The sequence below is a fragment of the Streptomyces sp. SolWspMP-5a-2 genome, from assembly GCF_900091845.1.
GTDB classification, from domain to species: Bacteria; Actinomycetota; Actinomycetes; order Streptomycetales; family Streptomycetaceae; genus Streptomyces; species Streptomyces doudnae.
In genome coordinates this window covers 12,113-29,239 of sequence record NZ_FMCI01000111.1, presented here as the reverse complement: position 1 = coordinate 29,239, position 17,127 = coordinate 12,113, and the positions used below count along the sequence as shown (strand labels likewise).

The 17,127-nt window shown below is 74.2% G+C and carries 16 protein-coding genes; 5 read left to right on the top strand and 11 right to left on the bottom strand.

Going from position 1 to position 17,127, the window contains the following annotated elements:
* Positions 1-4 precede the first annotated feature (4 nt).
* Positions 5-1,642 (bottom strand): hypothetical protein, encoded by a 1,638-nt coding sequence (locus GA0115242_RS10820; protein WP_161353079.1) that lies wholly within the window; start codon positions 1,640-1,642, stop codon positions 5-7.
* A 213-nt stretch (positions 1,643-1,855) separates the two neighbouring features.
* Positions 1,856-2,389, bottom strand: coding sequence for a TerD family protein (locus GA0115242_RS10815; protein ID WP_256089403.1), 534 nt, complete (start codon positions 2,387-2,389; stop codon positions 1,856-1,858).
* 310 nt (positions 2,390-2,699) lie between these two features.
* On the opposite strand from GA0115242_RS10815, the gene GA0115242_RS10810 reads away from it, so the two are divergent.
* Positions 2,700-3,644, top strand: a complete 945-nt coding sequence (locus tag GA0115242_RS10810; protein WP_093827045.1) for a hypothetical protein — start codon at positions 2,700-2,702, stop codon at positions 3,642-3,644.
* Positions 3,645-3,818: 174 nt separating this feature from the next.
* A complete protein-coding gene (locus tag GA0115242_RS10805) occupies positions 3,819-4,286 on the top strand; it encodes a hypothetical protein (RefSeq protein WP_093827055.1) in 468 nt (155 codons plus the stop codon).
* Positions 4,287-4,334: 48 nt separating this feature from the next.
* On the opposite strand, the gene GA0115242_RS10800 is transcribed toward GA0115242_RS10805, so the two are convergent.
* The 7 genes from GA0115242_RS10800 to GA0115242_RS10770 all read right to left on the bottom strand — a co-directional run bounded on the left by GA0115242_RS10800 (position 4,335) and on the right by GA0115242_RS10770 (position 10,754).
* On the bottom strand, positions 4,335-5,939 hold the full coding sequence (locus tag GA0115242_RS10800; RefSeq protein WP_093827043.1) for a fused response regulator/phosphatase: 1,605 nt from the start codon (positions 5,937-5,939) through the stop codon (positions 4,335-4,337).
* The gene (locus GA0115242_RS10795; RefSeq protein ID WP_093827053.1) at positions 5,936-7,357 is read right to left on the bottom strand and encodes a sensor histidine kinase; all 1,422 of its coding nucleotides are present in this window, start codon (positions 7,355-7,357) and stop codon (positions 5,936-5,938) included. The genes GA0115242_RS10800 and GA0115242_RS10795 overlap by 4 nt, the downstream gene beginning before the upstream one ends.
* Before the next feature lie 189 nt (positions 7,358-7,546).
* Positions 7,547-8,602 (bottom strand): ATP-binding SpoIIE family protein phosphatase, encoded by a 1,056-nt coding sequence (locus GA0115242_RS10790; RefSeq protein ID WP_093827041.1) that lies wholly within the window; start codon positions 8,600-8,602, stop codon positions 7,547-7,549.
* The gene (locus GA0115242_RS10785; protein ID WP_370672268.1) at positions 8,599-8,976 is read right to left on the bottom strand and encodes an anti-sigma regulatory factor; all 378 of its coding nucleotides are present in this window, start codon (positions 8,974-8,976) and stop codon (positions 8,599-8,601) included. The genes GA0115242_RS10790 and GA0115242_RS10785 overlap by 4 nt, the downstream gene beginning before the upstream one ends.
* A 41-nt stretch (positions 8,977-9,017) precedes the next feature.
* On the bottom strand, positions 9,018-9,389 hold the full coding sequence (locus GA0115242_RS10780; RefSeq protein WP_093827037.1) for an STAS domain-containing protein: 372 nt from the start codon (positions 9,387-9,389) through the stop codon (positions 9,018-9,020).
* A complete protein-coding gene (locus GA0115242_RS10775) occupies positions 9,386-10,237 on the bottom strand; it encodes an STAS domain-containing protein (RefSeq protein ID WP_093827035.1) in 852 nt (283 codons plus the stop codon). Before GA0115242_RS10775 ends, GA0115242_RS10780 begins: the two co-directional genes overlap by 4 nt.
* A gap of 157 nt (positions 10,238-10,394) precedes the next feature.
* Positions 10,395-10,754, bottom strand: a complete 360-nt coding sequence (locus GA0115242_RS10770; RefSeq protein ID WP_256089402.1) for an STAS domain-containing protein — start codon at positions 10,752-10,754, stop codon at positions 10,395-10,397.
* 164 nt (positions 10,755-10,918) lie between these two features.
* Here GA0115242_RS10770 and GA0115242_RS10765 point away from each other — a divergent pair, with 164 nt between their 5' ends.
* Positions 10,919-11,353: an ATP-binding protein gene (locus GA0115242_RS10765; RefSeq protein WP_370672267.1), complete on the top strand. Its 435-nt coding sequence runs from the start codon at positions 10,919-10,921 to the stop codon at positions 11,351-11,353.
* A 21-nt stretch (positions 11,354-11,374) separates the two neighbouring features.
* Here GA0115242_RS10765 and GA0115242_RS10760 read toward each other — a convergent pair whose 3' ends face one another.
* Positions 11,375-11,803: a hypothetical protein gene (locus GA0115242_RS10760; protein ID WP_093827031.1), complete on the bottom strand. Its 429-nt coding sequence runs from the start codon at positions 11,801-11,803 to the stop codon at positions 11,375-11,377.
* Between the two features lie 387 nt (positions 11,804-12,190).
* On the opposite strand from GA0115242_RS10760, the gene GA0115242_RS10755 reads away from it, so the two are divergent.
* Entirely contained in the window at positions 12,191-12,829 is a 639-nt protein-coding gene (locus GA0115242_RS10755) for a hypothetical protein (protein WP_093827029.1), read from the top strand.
* Positions 12,826-13,602: a YkgJ family cysteine cluster protein gene (locus tag GA0115242_RS40680; RefSeq protein ID WP_161353078.1), complete on the top strand. Its 777-nt coding sequence runs from the start codon at positions 12,826-12,828 to the stop codon at positions 13,600-13,602. Before GA0115242_RS10755 ends, GA0115242_RS40680 begins: the two co-directional genes overlap by 4 nt.
* Before the next feature lie 61 nt (positions 13,603-13,663).
* On the opposite strand, the gene GA0115242_RS10740 is transcribed toward GA0115242_RS40680, so the two are convergent.
* Positions 13,664-16,978: a right-handed parallel beta-helix repeat-containing protein gene (locus GA0115242_RS10740; RefSeq protein ID WP_093827025.1), complete on the bottom strand. Its 3,315-nt coding sequence runs from the start codon at positions 16,976-16,978 to the stop codon at positions 13,664-13,666.
* Positions 16,979-17,127: the final 149 nt, after the last annotated feature.

Genomic DNA, 17,127 nt, shown 5'->3' with positions numbered 1-17,127 from the left:
GGGGTCAACCGGGCTGCACGGACTCGTCCCGCAGGCTGGTGCGCAGCAGGCCCGCTCGGTGCAGTCGCTGCTCCAGCTCGAGGACCTCCTCGGCCGCCCGCAGCGGACAGGGCGCCGCCACCCCGATCAGGCCCCAGCGGCCCGCCACCGAGGTGATCGCGCGCCGCCATCCGTCGGGGCCTGGCTGCCCGACGCCGTCCTCCAGCCGCTTCAGGTCCGTCTCCGCCGCGGGCCGCACCACCTTGGTCGCCGCGTACACGCCCTCCCGCCGCCCGAGCGCCTCCCTGGACTCGGCGAGGAACGCCCGCACGTACTCCGCGCCGTTCGACGACAGGTTCAGGTCCTGCATCGCCACCACCTGACGCTCCCCGAAACGGCCGCCGAGGCGTGCCAGCGCGAAGTCCACACCGCCCTTCACGAACCCGAGGTCGCGCCCGGCGCCCTGGAACGCGCCGTGCAGCGCGGCGACCCCGGCCCGCACGGCACGGAACCGGTCGGGCGCGATGCCGAACCGCGCGCACGTGTCCTCGTCCACGTAGACACTGCCCTCCCAGACGCTGCCCCGGGTGATCTGCACCGTGCCGCCCTCGGCGGGCCGCCCCGCGACCACGTGCGCGGAGGGCGCCAGGATGAACTCGTAGCCGGGCACCCGGTGCCGCCCGTAGTGGGTGTGCGCCTCCAGGACGTAGTCCTCCTCCGTCTCCATCGCCTGCCGGGCGAGCGCGTCCAGCGCGGGGACGTCGTCCAGCGGCACCCCCATCCGGATCCGGCTGCCGGTGAGGGCCTCGGCGGGCTTGAAGCAGCCGAGTTCCAGGCCGTACCGCTCGCGCAGCAGCGTCGCCGCCGTGCGGACCTGGGCGCGCATCAGCGGTTCGTCGGAGCCGCGCCGGGTGAGCGAGTAGCCCGGGAGCCGGGGCAGCAGCACCCCGAACTCCCGGTGGAAGGGCGTCACTTCGGCCTCGGCGTCCAGCAGGGTCCGGGGGTCGTCGTCGACGCTGGGTCCTGGCACCTCCACCGCCTGCTCGACGGTCGGGTACAGCGTCGTCTTGCGGTTCCAACGCTCGGCGATCTCGGGGCCGTTGGCGTCCAGGCGCAGCTCCGGCAGGCCCGCCGCCCGCTTCAGCCACAGCAGCAGCACCCGGGTTTCGGGGTCGACGGCGAACAGCCGCACGACGGTCCCGGGCGCCTGCCTCAACTGCCGTACCAGGGTGTCCAGGGGAGCCGCGAGCCGCTCGGGCGGCGAGGTCACGGCCAGCGTGAGCAGCGCGTGGGAGAGGTAGTAGAAGCGCGTCTCGGCCACCTCGACCGCGACCACCTTCCCGGCGGCCGCCACCGCCTGCCGCCACGGCTCGCCCCGGCCCACGACCAGGTCGCCCGGGGCGGCCAGGTACACCGACCGGGCCTCCATGTAGGCGGAGAAGTCGTCGGGCGACCGGCCGAGCGCGAGCTGCGCGACGTCGGCCTCGAAGCAGCCCTTGAGGGCGGAGGCGGTCCCCAGCACGATGGCCGGCACCTGCCCGCGCTCCGCCCCGAACGGCCGCAGCTCCGTGTCGGCGGCGGCCTCGGCCCCGGCGAGCCCGACCCCGAGCAGCCGCCGGGAGACGTCCTCCAGCTCCGCGCGCGACAGCAGCTCTGGCCCCATGCAGAACCCCTCCCACGCGAGGGTCCTGCCACGGTGAACGACGGTCTGTTCCTGCATCCACGACTCCCGGGATAGGTGCGGACAGCGACAGAGCGATCACATGCTGTGTACCCGCGCAGGATAGCCAAAGGAGCCCTGCGCGCCTGCCCACCCGGCGGCCGGACCCGCGGTACGTCGCGGGTACCGGCCACCCGCCGCCCCCGGGACGGAGGATCAGGCGTGGCGCACCGACCCCATCTCCGTCATGAAGCCCGCCGGGTCGTTGTCCGAGCCCCGGACCATCGGGTGCATGCGCCAGCCGCCCGTGTCGTCGCGGAGGAACTCCGCGAGGGTCGTCGCCGTCGCGCCGGAGACGGCGGTGAAGTCCTCGACGAGCAGCTCCCGGTAGCCCTCGACGATCAGGATGCCCGCGTTGGACATGTCGCCGAAGGTGCGCGGGTCGGGCTCCTGGTGGATGACCACGCCGACGACGACCCGGGCGAAGCGCTCGGCCAGCCTGTCGAACTCCAGGGACATGACCTCGACGAAGCCGAAGCCCATGCCGGTCTTGCTGTGCCGGTTCATGTTGATCGTGCCGTCCGGCGAGCGGCTGTCCCAGTGCACGACGTAGTCGGGCTCACCGTACGGATCGTCCGCGGTGTACGTCGCGGCGACGATGTCGAGATGGCGGGGGGACTCACCGAGAGGACTCGGGTCCCATTTGAGCCGCACCTCGACCTTGCCGAGACCACTGCCGTGGTGTGCCACCGGACGTCCCCTTCCCTCGGCCGCGCTCCGCGCGACGTCTGCGTACCTTCGCAAGTATCCCATCTGACCTGGCTCTTGACGCGTCTTTGACGGGGACTGCACCCCTTCGGGACGAAGTCCGGCGCGCCCGGTGCCCGAGTTGGGGCGACCCGCGCCGGGTGTCCGGAACGCGACAGACCCCCGCCCGCCCGGACCGGCGCGCTCAGCGGGACGCGGAAGTTCCCGCGCGGGCCGTCATACGGACCCCCGCCCCCGCACGTCTACGCAGCGAAAGCCACCCAACGGCAGCACCACAGAGAGGAGTCGACCGATGCAGCGCTCCGCAGCCCGCCGCCGGACCCGTCTGCTGGGTGCGGTGTGCGCGACGGCCGCGGGGGTCGCCCTCACCCTCTCGGGCTGCGGCCGGGACACCGGGCCCACCGGACCCGGGACGCCCACCGCACCGGTCGCCCGGCTCGGCTACGCCGACGACCTGCGGATCGCCGACGCCGAACAGCGCCTGGTCACCCGGTGCATGGCCGAGCACGGCTTCCGCTTCTGGGAGCGGCGCGGCCCGAGCCTGGAGGAGAGCCGTCCCGTCGGCTACGTCCAGGACGACGTCGACTGGGCCCGCGCCCACGGATACGGCAGCCGGATCATGGCGAAGGGGGACCGCGCCCGGCTGCGCGACCCCAACCCCGCCTACCGCGACTCCCTCTCCGCATCCCGCAGGTCGGCCTACGACACGGCCCTGGACGGCGGCCGGTCCGCACCCGTGCTCAGCACCCGGGAGCCGGGCGGCGGCACCGTCCGCAAACAGTCGGGCGGCTGCACCGCCGAGGCCGAACGGGCGCTCTACGGCGACCCGCTGACGTGGTTCCGCACCGACACGACCGCCGGCAACCTCCGCCCGCTGTACGTGGGGAAGCTGCTGCACGACCCGGAGTTCACCCGCGCGGTGCGGGACTGGTCGCGCTGCATGGGCCGGGCCGGTCACCCCTTCGCCGACCCCGGCGCCGCCCGGCGGGCCACCCGTGACCACGCCGCCGAGCAGAGCACGGCGGAGGAGGCCCGGACGTTCGCCGCCGAGGTCACCGTCGCGGTCGCCGACGCCCGGTGCGCCCGTGCCGTCTCACTGCGAGCGGTGGGGGAGCGCCGGGAGGCCCACTACCTGGGCCGGTTGCCCGCCGACCTCCTCCGGACCCTCGCCCGCTACGACCGGCTCCGCCGCGACGCGCTCACCCGCGCCGAGAAGGTCGTTCCCGCACGCGCTTGACGGCTCGTCAGATTGGCCGAAAGGGACACCGTCCCTCCGCCGCGCCGACGGGTCGCCATGCCGCCGCACCACCGCACCACCGGGACCACCCGCGTCCACCACACCGCCGTCGTCCCGGCGTTCCGTTCCACCCGTCACCGAGTCCGCCTCGCCGAGGCAGAACAGGACCACACCATGCGCAAGTTGACCATCGCGGCCGTCACGCTCGGCATCGCGGCCTTCGGGGTCGCCGTGCCCGTCACCGCTCAGGCGGGGACCGGCTGCAACACCAACTGGAACAGCCACGGCCGGGACGGCAACGTCCGGGCCTGGAGCGGCACCGACTGCGGGGGCACCCTGCTCGGCGTGACCCCCGGCAACGACCCCAACTGGGGCGACTCGGCAGGTCCTTTCCAGGGCTCCGACGCCAACTCTGCCTCGTCGGTGATGAACAGCGGGTACGTCGGCGGCAAGGACGTCGTCGCCTTCTACTACTGGACCAACTACGACGACACCGCGTACGGCTGCCTCAAGCCCGGTGAGCTGTACGTCGACGACCTGGCCCGCAACAGGTTCACCAACAACGCCAACATGAACGACAACATCATGTCCCACGCCTGGGTGACGGCCTCCGCCTGCGCCCCCGGCTCCTTCATCAGCTGACCCCACGGGCGGCGGCTCACCTGACGGCGGACGGTCCCGCGCCCGCCGTCAGGTGAACAGGGCGGTGAGCAGGGCGATGTCGTCGTCCTTGTGCCGTCCGAAGCGGGCGAGCAGGAGGTCGCACATCTCCTCCAGGTCCCGCGGCCCCGCGGCCACCGCCTCGCGCAGTTCGGCGAGGGTGGTGTCGAGGTGCGCGGCGCGGACCTCGACGAGTCCGTCCGTCACCATCAGCAGCCGGGTGCCGGGCACGACGTCCAGGACGGCGGGCTCGGGGTGGGGCAGTCCCAGACCCAAAAGCGGCCCGTGCGGGGTGTGGAACCGCGTTCCCGTCACCGGGTCGGTCACCAGCGGGGGGATGTGACCGGCGTTCGCGATGTGGAGCCGGCGGCGGTCCGGGGCGACCAGGACGAGGCAGAGCGTCACCGTGATGCCCGGCTGCGACTGCCGCAGCAGGGTCTCCAGGCGTTCCAGGACCCGGTGCGGCGGATGCCCCTCGACGGCGTAGGCGCGCAGCGCGTGCCGGACCTCGCCCATGACGGTCGCCGCGGTCACCGAGTGCCCGACGACGTCCCCGATGGCGAGCAGCAGGCCGTGCCGGGTCCGTACCGCCTCGTAGAAGTCGCCTCCGATCTCCGCGTGTTCGGAGGCGGGCAGATAGCGGAAGGCCAGTTCGACCCCCGGCACCACCGGCAACTCCTTGGGCAGGAACGACCGTTGCAGGGCCAGGCCGAGCGCGTGCTCCTCGTCGAAGGTGCGCAGCGCCTCCAGGGCCAGCGCGCTGCCGTTGGCCAACTGCTGAAGGAGCTGCCCGTCGTCGGGTCCGCGCAGGGTCCGCGCCGGGACGGCCAGGCAGACCGGCGGACGGCCGCGCTTGGTCCTGGACATCGCCAGCGTCACCTCGCCGTCCAGGTGGTCGTCCGGCAGCAGGGTCCGCCACTGGTCGTGCGGGACGTGGACCACGGCGACCCCGGTGTCCTGGTGGAGTCCGTACGCCGTGAGCTGGTCGAGGAGCCCCGGGTGGGCGGGCCTGACCCGCACCGGGGCGTGCGGCGCGTCCGTCATGCTGTGGACGGCCTGCGCGCCGGGGGAGAGGAACACCGCGCTCGCCGGACCGCCCAGGACGGTCGCCGCGCCCCCGGTGGCGGCGGTCGCGAAGGAGTGGAAGCCGACGGCGCCGCAGACGTCCAGGGTCGCCCGGTTCAGGGCGATGAGCCGCCGGGTGAGCCGCTCGGCGCGCTGTCTGGCCCGCGCGTGGCGCAGCGTCGCGGTGACGGTGGCGAGGAGTTCGCCGGGGTCGACGGGCTGGTCGAGGTAGGCGTCCGCGCCGCGCCGCAGCCCCTCCGCGTGGTCCTCGGGGCCGACCGCGGCGGCCGAGATCTGGATGATCGGCAGCGCCGCGGTCAGCGGGTCGCCCTTGAGGCGCTCGCTCACCTCGAAGCCGCTCATGTCGGGCAGCCGGACGTCGACGATCGCGAGGTCCGGCAGCAGCTCGGGCGCGGTGCCGAGGAGGGCGATGCCCTCGGTGCCCGTCGCCGCCGGGAGGACGGTGTGCCCCGCCCGCCGCAGCCAGGTGGTCAGGACGTAGCGGTTGGTCTCGTTGTCGTCGACGACCAGGATGGTCGCGGGCGACGGCCCCGGCTCGCCGTCGGTCATGCTCCGCCCCCTCCGTCCTTCGGGTCGGTCGGGTCCTTCGGGTCGGTCCGGCTCAGGTCGGGCAGGCGGACCCGCACCCGGGTGCCGCTGCCCTCGGTGCTGGTCAGGGTGAGGGAGCCGCCGAGGAGTTCGGTGAGCGTGCGGGCGTAGGGCAGGCCGAGCCCGGTGCCGGGCCGCCCGTTCTGGTGCTCGCCCCTGACCTGGTAGAACGCCTCGAAGACCCGGTCGAGGTCGGCGGCGGGGATGCCGACCCCGGTGTCCGTGACGGTGAACAGGACGCCGGGCGGGTCGCGCCGTGGCTCCGCGGTCACCTCCAGGCGCACCTCCCCGCGCCGGGTGAACTTCAGCGCGTTCGACAGGAGGTTGCGCAGGACGCGGATCAGCAGCGTCTCGTCGGTCACCAGCGCCGGGGGCCGGTCGAGGCGCGGGGTGACGAGGGTGACGCCGTCGTGGCCGTGGCCGCTGAGCAGGAGACCGCCGAGGTGCGCGACGACCAGCCGCAGGTCCACCGGCGCCGGACGGATCTCGACGTGCCCCGCCTCCGCCTTGGCGACGTCCATCAGGTCGCTCACCAGCGACAGCAGGGTGTGGCCCGACGACGCGATGAGCCCGACCTGGTCGCGCTGCTCGCCGGTGAGCGGGGGCGAGCCAGGGGCCAGCAGCAGCCGGGAGAGCGACACCACCGAGTTGACCGGGGTGCGCAGTTCATGGCTGATGTTCGTCCAGAACCTGGTCTTGGCCTCGCTCGCCTCCTGCAACTGGCGCCGCTTGTCGTCGAGTTCGGAGTGGAGCGCGAGCACGCCCCGGTTGGTGGTCTCCAGCTCCTGCGTCAGCTCCGAGTAGAGGGCCAGCACGCCGCGGTTCGTCTCCTCCAACTCCTCGTTGAGACGCCGCAGTTCCTCCCGCTGGGCGCGGGTCTCCGCCAGGGTGGCGATCAGGTCCCTGGTCTGGGCGCGCAGGGTGTCCGCCTCGGTGGACCTGACCCCCTCCCTGAGGACGTCGGCGAGCCGCGCCCGCCGTCCGGCCGCGTCCGGGCCGTCGGCGGGCAGCGGCTGCACGACGACGACGCGACGGGCCCCGGGTTCCGTCCCCTCCGCCACCTCCACGAGCTTCGCGGCGAGGGCGAGCGACTCCCCGCCCGGCGCCGGACCACCGGTCCAGGTGAAGGTGACGACCAGGCAGTCGGGGCGTTCCGCGCGCGCCAGGGCGAAGGAGACCTCGAGACCGGCGCACCCGAGCCGGTCCCTGCCCAGTTCGCTCAGCGCCGTCGCCAGCCGCACCTGGTCCTGCCGGTCCAACGCGAGCGCGGCGGCCACCTGTTGGGCGCTGCGCCGCAGCCCGAACACGTCCTGCGCCGACGTCAGCGCGAACGTGGCGAGGGGCCCGGGGGACGGCGGCGCGGCGGCCGACCGGGACACCGGCCCCGGCGGCGCGCCGACCCGCGCGCTCCCCTCCGCCCCGCCGGTCACCGGAAGCCGTCCCCCGCCGGTCACCGCACCCCACCCGTCCCGCCGCCGGTCAGCACGGCCCGCTCGTCCCCCGCCCCGCACCCGCTCCCCGGTGACCGCGCCCGCGCCGGTCACCACGGCCCGTCCGCCGCACGCCGCTCACCACGCCCCCTTGACGACGACGACACTCGCGTCGTCCCTGCGCACCGCGGCCTCTCGCAGCAGCTGAGCGGCCATGACCAGCGGGGTGTGGCGCAGCAGCCCCGGCAGCGCGGCCGGGTCCCACCGCTCGGTCAGCCCGTCCGAGTGCATCACCAGGGCGCCGCCCGCCGGGAGCGGCTGCTCGAACGTCCGCAGCGTGCGCATCTGCGCGCCGACGATCCCGGGCGCCGACAGCAGCGCCCTGCGCCCGTCCGCGTCCGTCAGGAACCCGCTGACGTTGCCGACACCGCAGTACAGGACCCGTCCCGCGGCCGGTTCGAGCCGCGCCACCGCGACGGCGCCGCCGCGCGTCCCGCGCAGCGCCCGGTCGACGGCGGTCAGGACACCCTCCGGGCTGAGGTCGGCGCAGGCCTGGAACGCCTCGACGGCGGCCCGGCTGGCCCGCGCGGCCAGCGGACCGTGCCCGAGCCCGTCGCAGAGCATCACCACGACCGGCGGGCGGGCGCCCTCGGGGCCGTCGGCGGTGCGGACCGACCAGGCGTCCCCGCACACCGTCTCGCCGCTGATGGGCCGGGTCACCCCGTCGGCGGCGCCCGCGCCGGGGAGCGCGGTGCCGGGCGCGGTGTCGCCCGCGCGCGGCCAGAACCGGGCGCTGAGGACCGTCCCGCGCCCCGGCACGGAGTGCAGGTCGAAGTGGTCCGCCAGCCGCGCGACCGTGCCCAGCCCGATCCCGAGGCTGCCGGCGCTGGACGCGCCGTCGACCAGCGCTGCCCGCACGTCCGGCATCCCGGGCCCGGAGTCGACGGTGAGGAACTCCACCCCGGCCTCCGCCCCGGAGCGCACCACGCGCAGCAGCAGCCCGCCGTCCACGGAGTGCCGCTGCACGTTGGTGGCGGCCTCGGTGACCGCGAGGGCCACCTCGGCGGCCCGGTGGGCGCCCAGACCGAGGCGCCGGGCGAGCGCGGCCGACGCGCCCCTGGCCGTCGTCGCGAGCGACGCCCCGTCCCGGAACCAGGCCACGTCCTCGCAGCGCGGGGAGACGGTGGCGGTCATCGCACCCACTTGACGATGGTCACCACGGTGCCCTCGCCCGGCGCGGTCCGCAGGTCGAAGTCGTCGACGAGGCGGCGGGCGCCGCTGAGCCCGAGACCGAGCCCGCTGCCCGACGTCCAGCCGTCCGTCATCGCCTGCTCGACGTCGGGGATGCCGGGCCCCGCGTCCTCGAAGACGGCCGCGACACCGCGCCGGGCGTCCGCGCCGACCAGCCCCGTCCTGACGGCGCCGCCGCCCCCGTAGACGAGGGTGTTGCGGGCCAGTTCGCTCGCCGCGGTGATCATCTTCGTCTGGTCGACGAGGGACAGGCCGCACTCCTGCGACAGCGCCCGCACGGCCTGACGGATGTGGACGAGGTCGCTGCTGCGGTGGATCGGGTAGCTCCGCGGCTCGGCTCCGGCCTGCCAGGGCGTCGTCACCGCGGGGCCGAACCGACGGGCCGCCCCAGCTTCGCCAGCCCCTTCTCCAGGTCGAGGGCCGTGCTGACGCCGCCGAGCGAGAGCCCCAGTTCGACGAGGGTGATCGCGACGGCGGGACGCATCCCCACCACGACCGTCCGGGCGTCGAGCACCCGGGAGACGGCGGCGACCGTCGACAGCATCCGCCCCACGAACGAGTCGACGATCTCCAGGGCGCTGATGTCGATGACGACGCCGCTCGCCGACGTCGCGACGATCTGCTCCGCCAGATCCTCCTGGAGGTTCAGCACCGTCTGGTCCTCCAGGTCGAACTGGACCGAGACCAGCAGGACGTCGCCGATCCGCAGGACCGGGATCCGCTCGCTCATCGCAGCGCCCCCTGCTGCGCGACCAGGTCGACGCCGGAGCGGCGCAGCGCCAGCTTGAGCGCGTCGGCCAGGCTCGCCTTCGTCACGATGCCGTCGAACTCGATGCCCAGCGCGACGATGGTCTGCGCGATCTGCGGGCTGATCCCGGAGACCGTGCACTCGGCGCCCATCAGCTTGGCGGCGACGATCGTCTTGAGCAGGTGCTGGGCGACCTGGGTGTCCACCGCGGGCACGCCCGTGATGTCGATGATCGCCTGCTCCGAACCGGTGTCCACCAGGGCCTGGAGGAGTTTCTCCATCACGACCTGGGTGCGCGCCGAGTCCAGCGTGCCGACCAGCGGCACCGCGATGACGCCGTCCCACAACCGGACCACCGGCGTGGAGAGTTCGAGGAGCTGCTCGGCCTGCGCGGTGATCAGCTCGTCGCGGGTGCGGGTGTACGTCTCGATGGTGAACAGGCCCAGCTCGTCCAGGATCCGGCCGAGGAGCAGATAGGCGCGCACGTTCTCCGCGGAGCCGTCGCGCAGGGCGGGTTCGAGGATGCGCTTCAGGGCGAAGACGCTGATCGCCGTCTCGCTCGGGGAGAACCCCTGCCGGGCCCTGTTGCGCGACAGCTCCGTGAGCAGGGCCCGCACCTCGGACATCTGCTCGGCGTGCACGTCCACCGCGCCCTGGCCCAGCGCCTCCACCAACGCGTCGTACAGCTCGCGCAGTTCGCGGTCGAGTTCGGCCCGCCCGATGCGGCCCTTCAGCGAGCCCGACACCTCGCTCACCCACGACGCGGCCAGGTCCTGGCCCTCGACGGAGAGGAGCCCCATCAGGTCCACAGCGTCGTCCCGCTCCACCATCGAGGCGCTCCTTCGATATTCATCTGTTCACGTCGTGGCCGACGCGGGCAGCTTACGGCAGCGCGGGAGCCGGGGCAGCGGATCGGAGGGGGCCGTGGATCTCAGCGGCGCCGGGCGCGAACGCCGGTGCGGGAGAGAGCGTTTTCTCCCCGGCCGGTCAATTCTCCAGCGCCTGCGGGAGCGTGTCGAAACAGGGGATGACCTGATCGAGACCGACCAGTTGCAGCACCCGCAGCACGGAGGGCCGCGCCCCGGTGATCCGCAGCCACCCCTCGCTCTCCGCGGCCGCCCGGTGGGCCGCGATCAGGATGTTGATGCCGCTGGAGTCCATGAACGTCACCCCGGCGAGGTCGGCCACCGTCCGCGGCGACTCGGCACCCGGCGGGTGCAGCACGTCACCCAGCTCGGCCCGCGCGGCGTGGTCCAGCTCGCCGTGCAGGGCGACCACCCGGACCCCGTCGACGGTGGATCGGCGGACCGACAGGTGGGAGGGGTGCTGCGGCTGTGTGTCTGTCACCGTGTCCTCGACTGCGCTCGCTGGAGCGGCACGGGCCGGGGCACGCGCCGGAAGGCGTGCCCCCGATCGTAGGGCAGACGGGCGAACCGGTGGGGGCGAGCGGGACATGTGAAGCGGCGTCCTGGGTATCCGGGAGGAGACATCGGGGACGAAGGTGGCCGCACGTGACATCAGTGAGGGCAGAGGGTGAGGGGCGCGGGGGCGCGCCGTGCGCGCTGGCGCTGCGGGGTGACGACGGCTGCATCGCCGAGGCGCGCCGCTTCGCCGCCGACTTCCTGACCCGGGCCGGGACCCTGCTCGGCGTCGCGGTCTCCGCCCGCGCGAAGGACCTCACGCAGCTCGTGGTGAGCGAGCTGGTGACCAACGCCCGCAAGTACGCGCCGGGCCCCGCGCTGATGGAACTGCGGATCGTGGACGCCACGGTGGCGGTGACCGTGCGGGACGGCGCCCGGGTCAGGCCCGTCGCCCGCGGGACCGACGCCCACCGGGTCGGCAGGCACGGTCTGGAGATCGTCCAGGCCCTGGCTCAGCGCTTCCACGTCCAGCTCGAACCGGCCGGGAAGCGGGTCACCGCGCACATCGCGCTGGCGGACGGCTGACCCGCCCGCACCGGGCCCTGATCAGGCGGGCGTGCCGAGCGACCAGCCGGACACGTCCGCGAGCCGCCCCCGCCACAGCGGCATGACGACCGGGTCGCCCGAGCCGCCGAGACAGGTGGCGTTGCGCAGGTGGATCCACTGCGGCAGACGGCGCGCGGCCGCTCCCTGCCGGGCGGCCACCTCTTGGTCGACCTGCTCGGGGAACCGCTCCAGCAGATGCGCGCCCGCCCCGCCGACCCCGCGCAGCCCGCGCGCCCAGTCGGCCTTCCACGCCTCGTGCGAGATCAGCTCGCCGTGCAGCAGCCCGCCCGCGACCAGCAGCGTCAGCGGCAGCGCGGCACCGTCGTCCTCGCTCATCAGCCGTACCAGCATCTGCAGTTGCAGATCGGGCACCGACTCGGTCACGACCGGCGCGGCCGGCTGGTGCAGCGGATCCGGCTCAACTGTCATGTCAGGCTCGTCCTTCGTCACGGCGGGTGCGGGCGGGAACGCGCGGCGCCACCCGAGGGGGACACCGGACGAACGCCTCCTGCCCGCTCGGCCCCGGGCCATGTCACCGGGACCGCGCGGAAACCGGGGCCCACCATTCCCGACCGCACCGGCCGCCCGGCCCGCCCCCGCCTCCCGGGCCCGAACTGGCCGCGCGGGCAAGGAAATCCGGCACGTCCGGCGGAGGCCGGTGCCGACACTCGCCCGGCCCACGGTTCGGACAGGCGATCGACTACGCTCGCTGGCGACCACCGGGAGCGGACCGGGTCCGCGGCGTCGCGGGACGGCGCCGGTGCGGCCGCCCGCGCCCGGGGACACGGGTGCCGGAAGATCTGAGGGGAACACGGTTTGACAGCGGACAGCACACCGGGCGCCGACGGCGCGTGGCAGTCCACCCGCGCCGAACGTCTCTGTTACCGCGGCCCGCGCCTGGTCACGGGCGCGGACATCGTACGCATCTCACGGACCCTGGCCCTGGAGCCGTGGCACTTCGTGCAGACCGCCCCGGCCGCCGCCAACGACCCCACCGGGGTCGTCCTGGACAACGCGCGGCGCCGGGTCAACGTCAGGATCGCCAACGCCGCCCACGGCTGCGTCTTCCACGTCCTCACCCTGGAGGGCACCGGCCGCTGCGGCCTGGGCGAACTCGCCCCGGTCTCCTGCCGGATGTACCCGGCCGTCCCCGGCCGGGACGACGAGGCGGACGCCGCCGACGCGGGCGCCGGGCGGGAGCACCCGACCGGTGCCGCACCGGAGGACGAAGGGCCGGGCACCGTCGGGCGCCCGCTCGACGCGGCCGGGCTGGCACGGGCGCGGCGGGACTGGGTGGCCGACCGCGACCACTGGTTCGAGACCGTCAGGCGCTGGAACGAACTGGACAAGGGGCCGGGCGACCCGCCCGGCATCGAGGACTTCCAGCGCTACCTGCTGGAGGCCCACGCCGCCCGCGAGACCGGGGCCCCCTGGCCCGAGGAGGTGGTCGCGTGAGCGGCTCGGCGGCAGCCCTGGCCGGCTGCGCGTCCTGCAAGGGACGCTGCTGCCGCGAGTACACCGTCAACGTCACCATGGACGACGTGCGCGGCCTCGCCACCGGAATGGCCCTGCACCCGCGGGAGTTCCTCGCCCTCCAGGAGAAGGACGACGGCGACTTCCGGTTCCGGCGCGACGGGCCCCGCTACGACATCCGGCTGCGGCACCGGCCGGACACCGAGGGGTGCGTGTTCCTGATGGAGATCGCCCCCGGCCACGCCCGCTGCGGCGCCTACGCGCACCGCCCGAGGGTGTGCGCCAACTTCCCCGCCTCCCTCTCCCGCAACACGGTCGCCATCCGCGACAACACGCTGTGCGGGGACGCGGACTCGTGGAACCTCACCGCGATGGACCTGCCGGGGCTGCGGGCGAACATCCTGCGCAACCGGGCCGCCTGGACGGAGCACCTGCGGCTGGCGGAGCGCTGGAACGCCCACGTCGACTCCAGCCACCGCACCCGTTCGCACGACGAGCTGTACGACTTCATCCTGGAGCCCGGGACGATCGGCCTGCCGGAGGAGGACGCGGAGGCGGCGGAGGCGGGGGCGCGGACGGCTTCGGACGCGCGCGTGCCGGACGGCACGGACGGCGCCGGGGCGCCGGACGCCGGGGGCGACGAGGTCACGGGTGACGCCGGGGACGACGGTGACGCCGGGGGACCGGAGGGCGCCGGATCAGCTCCGGTGGCCGCCGGGGGCTCCGGAGGCGGGACGGCACCCGCCTCCGTCTGACGCGACGATGTTCCGACCGAGTGCGGCGCGTCCTCGGACGCGCCGCACTCCGCGCGTCGGGTCAGCCCGTGGGCTGCGGGGCCTCGGCCGGGAGGTCCTCCGGGAGCAGCAGCCGCAGGTCCTCCAGGCCCGGCGCGGCCATCGTGCCGATGCGCCGGGCCTGCCGCGTCATCATCGACTCCAGGATCTGGCGCGCGGTGCGGGCGTTGCCGAACGCGCGGTCGCGCGGGACGAGTTCGAGGTAGCCGCGCAGTGCCGTCATCGTCTCGTCCGGGCAGTCGTAACCCGACTGGGAGGCGTAGATGTTCATGATGGTCGCCAACTCGTCCGTGGAGTAGTGCTCGAACTCCACGGTGCGGCTGAAGCGGGACGCGAGACCGGGGTTGGAGTCCACGAAGCGCCGCATCTCACGCGTGTAGCCCGCCGCGATGACGACGACCTCGTCACGGTGGTCCTCCATCAGCTTCAGGAGCGTGTCCACCGCCTCCTGGCCGAAGTCGGACCCCGAGCCCTCGGGGGTGAGGGTGTACGCCTCGTCGATGAACAGCACGCCGCCGAAGGCCCGTTCGAAGACCTCCTTGGTGAGCTGCGCGGTGTGTCCCACGTACCGGCCCACCAGGTCGGCGCGGGCCACCTCGACCAACTGCCCGGTCTTCAGCACACCCAGGGAGTGCAGCAGGTCCGCGTAGAGGCGGGCGACGGTCGTCTTGCCGGTGCCGGGCGGCCCGGAGAAGATCAGGTGGTGGCTGATCTTCGGCGTGGGCAGCCCCGCGGCCCGCCGCTTGCGGGTCGCCTCCAGCAGGTTGGTGAGGTCGGTGACCTCGCGCTTGACGGACCCGAGACCGACCATCGCGTCCAGCTCGGACAGCAACTCCTGGGCGCTGCGCGTCGCGTCGCCCGCGCCCGCGGTGTCCTCGGCGGCCACGTCGGCGGGCAGCAGCAGCGACAGGTCCGCCTCCGCCGGGTTCGCCATCGAGCCCAGCCGGAACGCCTGCCGGTCCACCATCTCCTCGAACACCCGGCGGGCCGCGCGGCCGTTGCCGAAGGTGGCGTCGCGCGGCATCCGCTCGTAGTGCCGGGCCAGCGCGTCCAGGGTGCTCGGGTCCAGCTCGTAGCGGTGTGCCTCGCACATCGACTCGGTGATGGTGACCAGCTCCTCCACCGAGTAGTTCGCGAACTCGATGGTGCGGGTGAAGCGGGAGGCGAGACCGGGGTTGGAGCCGAGGAAGGTGTCCATCTGGTCGGTGTACCCGGCGGCGATCACGACGACGTCGTCGCGGTGGTCCTCCATCAGCTTCAGGAGGGTGTCGATGGCCTCCTGGCCGAAGTCGGAGCCCGAACCCTTGCTGTCCGACAGCAGGGTGTACGCCTCGTCGATGAACAGCACGCCGCCGAGCGCCTCGTTGAACGCCTCGGTGGTCTTGATCGCGGTACCGCCGATGATCTGGGCGACCAGGTCGGCGCGGGACACCTCCACCAGGTGCCCGGAGCGCAGCACGCCGAGGTCGGCGAGGATGCCGCCGTAGAGGCGGGCGACGGTGGTCTTGCCGGTGCCGGGCGGCCCGGAGAAGACCAGGTGGCGGCTCATCGGCGGCGCGGGCATGCCGAGGCTGGCCCGGCGCTGCGCGAGCTGGTTGAGGTTGATCAGGGTGCGGACCTGGTGCTTGACGTCGGCGAGTCCGACCAGCGTCTCCAGCTCCTCCAGCGGGCCCTCGGGCTTCTTCGGCCCGCCGCCCGAGGGGCCGGTCTCCGCGCCGCCTGGGCCCGCCTCCTCGCCCCAGGCGTCGGGGGCCGCGTTGCCGTTGCTGTCCAGGCCCTCCACCGTGATGCGGTCGCTGCCCCGGCTCTGCCGCAGCCCCGCGCCCCGGTTGTCGCGGACGGTGCACTGGACGAGGGCGACCTTCTCGGCGCTGTCCACCCGGATGCCGTCCCCGGTGCTGCCGGTGATCTGGCACGCCTCCAGGGCCGCCCGGCCGCCCTCCGCGACCAGGATGCCGTGGGCCTGCGCCTCGGTGACGTGCAGCCGTTGCCCGGTGATCTCGCCGCCGCTCTCCACGTGCAGGCCCGCGGCGCCGCTGGAGCGGATCTCGCAGTCCAGGAGGGTGCCGCGCCCGTCGGCGCCGACCGACACCCCGGCCAGGCCGGTGCGGCGCACCGCGGTGTCACGGATCTCGGGGGCGCCGCCGTCGGCGATGCGGACGCCCGCGCCCTCGGTCCCCTCGACGGTGCATGCCTCCAGGCGCCCGCGCCCGTCCTCGGTGATCTCCAGGCCGTGCCCGCGGGCGTCGGTGATCCTGGTCCGGCTCAGCAGCGGGTTGGCGTTGGTGCGCACCGAGACGCCGACACCGGCGGCGTCGAGGACGTCCAGCCGGTCGAACTCGGCGGAGCAGCCGTCCATCAGCAGCACGGAGGCCGTCTTGTCGGCGCAGTCCCGCACGGTGGTGCCGATCAGCAGCGGCGCGCTGTTGCCGACCACCCGGACGGCCGGGTCGGCGGCGGAGTCGAAGACGCAGTCGTGGAAGGTGCCGCGGGAGCGCTCGGTGACGGTGAGCCCGTTGCCCTTGGTGCGCGCGGTCGCGCAGCGCAGCACCTCCGGGTCCGCGCCGGAGGACAGGACGAAACCCGGCCCGGTGGTGTCGGTGACGGTGACGTCCTCCAGGGTGGGCCGCGCGCTGCTCGTCACGTACACGCCGACCGAGGTGTCGTGCACCCGGGTCCGCAGCACATGGGTCGAGCACATGCCCTCCAGCGCGACGGCGGGCTTGCCGGTCGCGGTGAGGTCGCAGTCCTCCACCCGGCCCTGCGCCTCGCCGTTGGCGAGGATGCCGTTGCCCTGGGCGTCGCGCACCCGGCAGCCGCGCACGGTGGTGCGGGCCTGCTCGCCGAGGACGAGGGCGGAGGTCCCCAGGTGCTCGAAGACGGAGTCGGCGACGACGCTCCCGGTGGGCGCGGTGTCCACGAACCCGGCGCCCGCCGGGTTGGATATGCGGCAGTCCCGGATCGCGACCGAGCCGTTCTCGCGCGCCAGCACGGCCGTCCAGCCCGACCCCACGACCGTGCAGCCGTCCATGGCCACCTGGCCCCGGGGCGCGTCCACCACCGGCAGGTCCTCGCTGCCGCCGCGCAGCGTCAGGTCGGTGAGCATCACGGCGTCCGCGACGAGCACCACGGCGGTGCCGCGCGGCGGGCAGATCTCCACGCTGCCGCGCTCTCCGTCACCGGCGATGGTGATGCGGGTGCGGACGGTCAGGTTCTCGCGGTATCGGCCGGGCCGGACGCGTATCACCGCTCCCGCGCGCGCCTTCTCCAGGGCCTCGCCGATCGTCCGGAAGCCCTCCGGCTGGTCCGGACCGACCGTGAGCAACTGCCGTGACACGCTGGGACCTCCTCATGGTGACGCCGCTGCCGCCGGGCCCTCTCGATGGCCCCGGGGCCCGGACTGCCGGGAGGCTGGGGGAGAGGGACCTGCACAAGGGTGAAGGCTACGGGAACCGTCCCACCGGCAGCCAGGTGCCTCCGGCCGCG

Excerpts from the sequence above, each read along its gene's own strand:
- GA0115242_RS10820 (WP_161353079.1), bottom strand. The coding sequence starts at position 1,642 with ATGGGGCCAGAGCTGCTGTCGCGCGCGGAGCTGGAGGACGTCTCCCGG.
- GA0115242_RS10810 (WP_093827045.1), top strand. The coding sequence starts at position 2,700 with ATGCAGCGCTCCGCAGCCCGCCGCCGGACCCGTCTGCTGGGTGCGGTG.
- GA0115242_RS10805 (WP_093827055.1), top strand. The coding sequence starts at position 3,819 with ATGCGCAAGTTGACCATCGCGGCCGTCACGCTCGGCATCGCGGCCTTC.
- GA0115242_RS10800 (WP_093827043.1), bottom strand. The coding sequence starts at position 5,939 with ATGACCGACGGCGAGCCGGGGCCGTCGCCCGCGACCATCCTGGTCGTC.
- GA0115242_RS10790 (WP_093827041.1), bottom strand. The coding sequence starts at position 8,602 with ATGACCGCCACCGTCTCCCCGCGCTGCGAGGACGTGGCCTGGTTCCGG.
- GA0115242_RS10780 (WP_093827037.1), bottom strand. The coding sequence starts at position 9,389 with ATGAGCGAGCGGATCCCGGTCCTGCGGATCGGCGACGTCCTGCTGGTC.
- GA0115242_RS10775 (WP_093827035.1), bottom strand. The coding sequence starts at position 10,237 with ATGGTGGAGCGGGACGACGCTGTGGACCTGATGGGGCTCCTCTCCGTC.
- GA0115242_RS10760 (WP_093827031.1), bottom strand. The coding sequence starts at position 11,803 with ATGACAGTTGAGCCGGATCCGCTGCACCAGCCGGCCGCGCCGGTCGTG.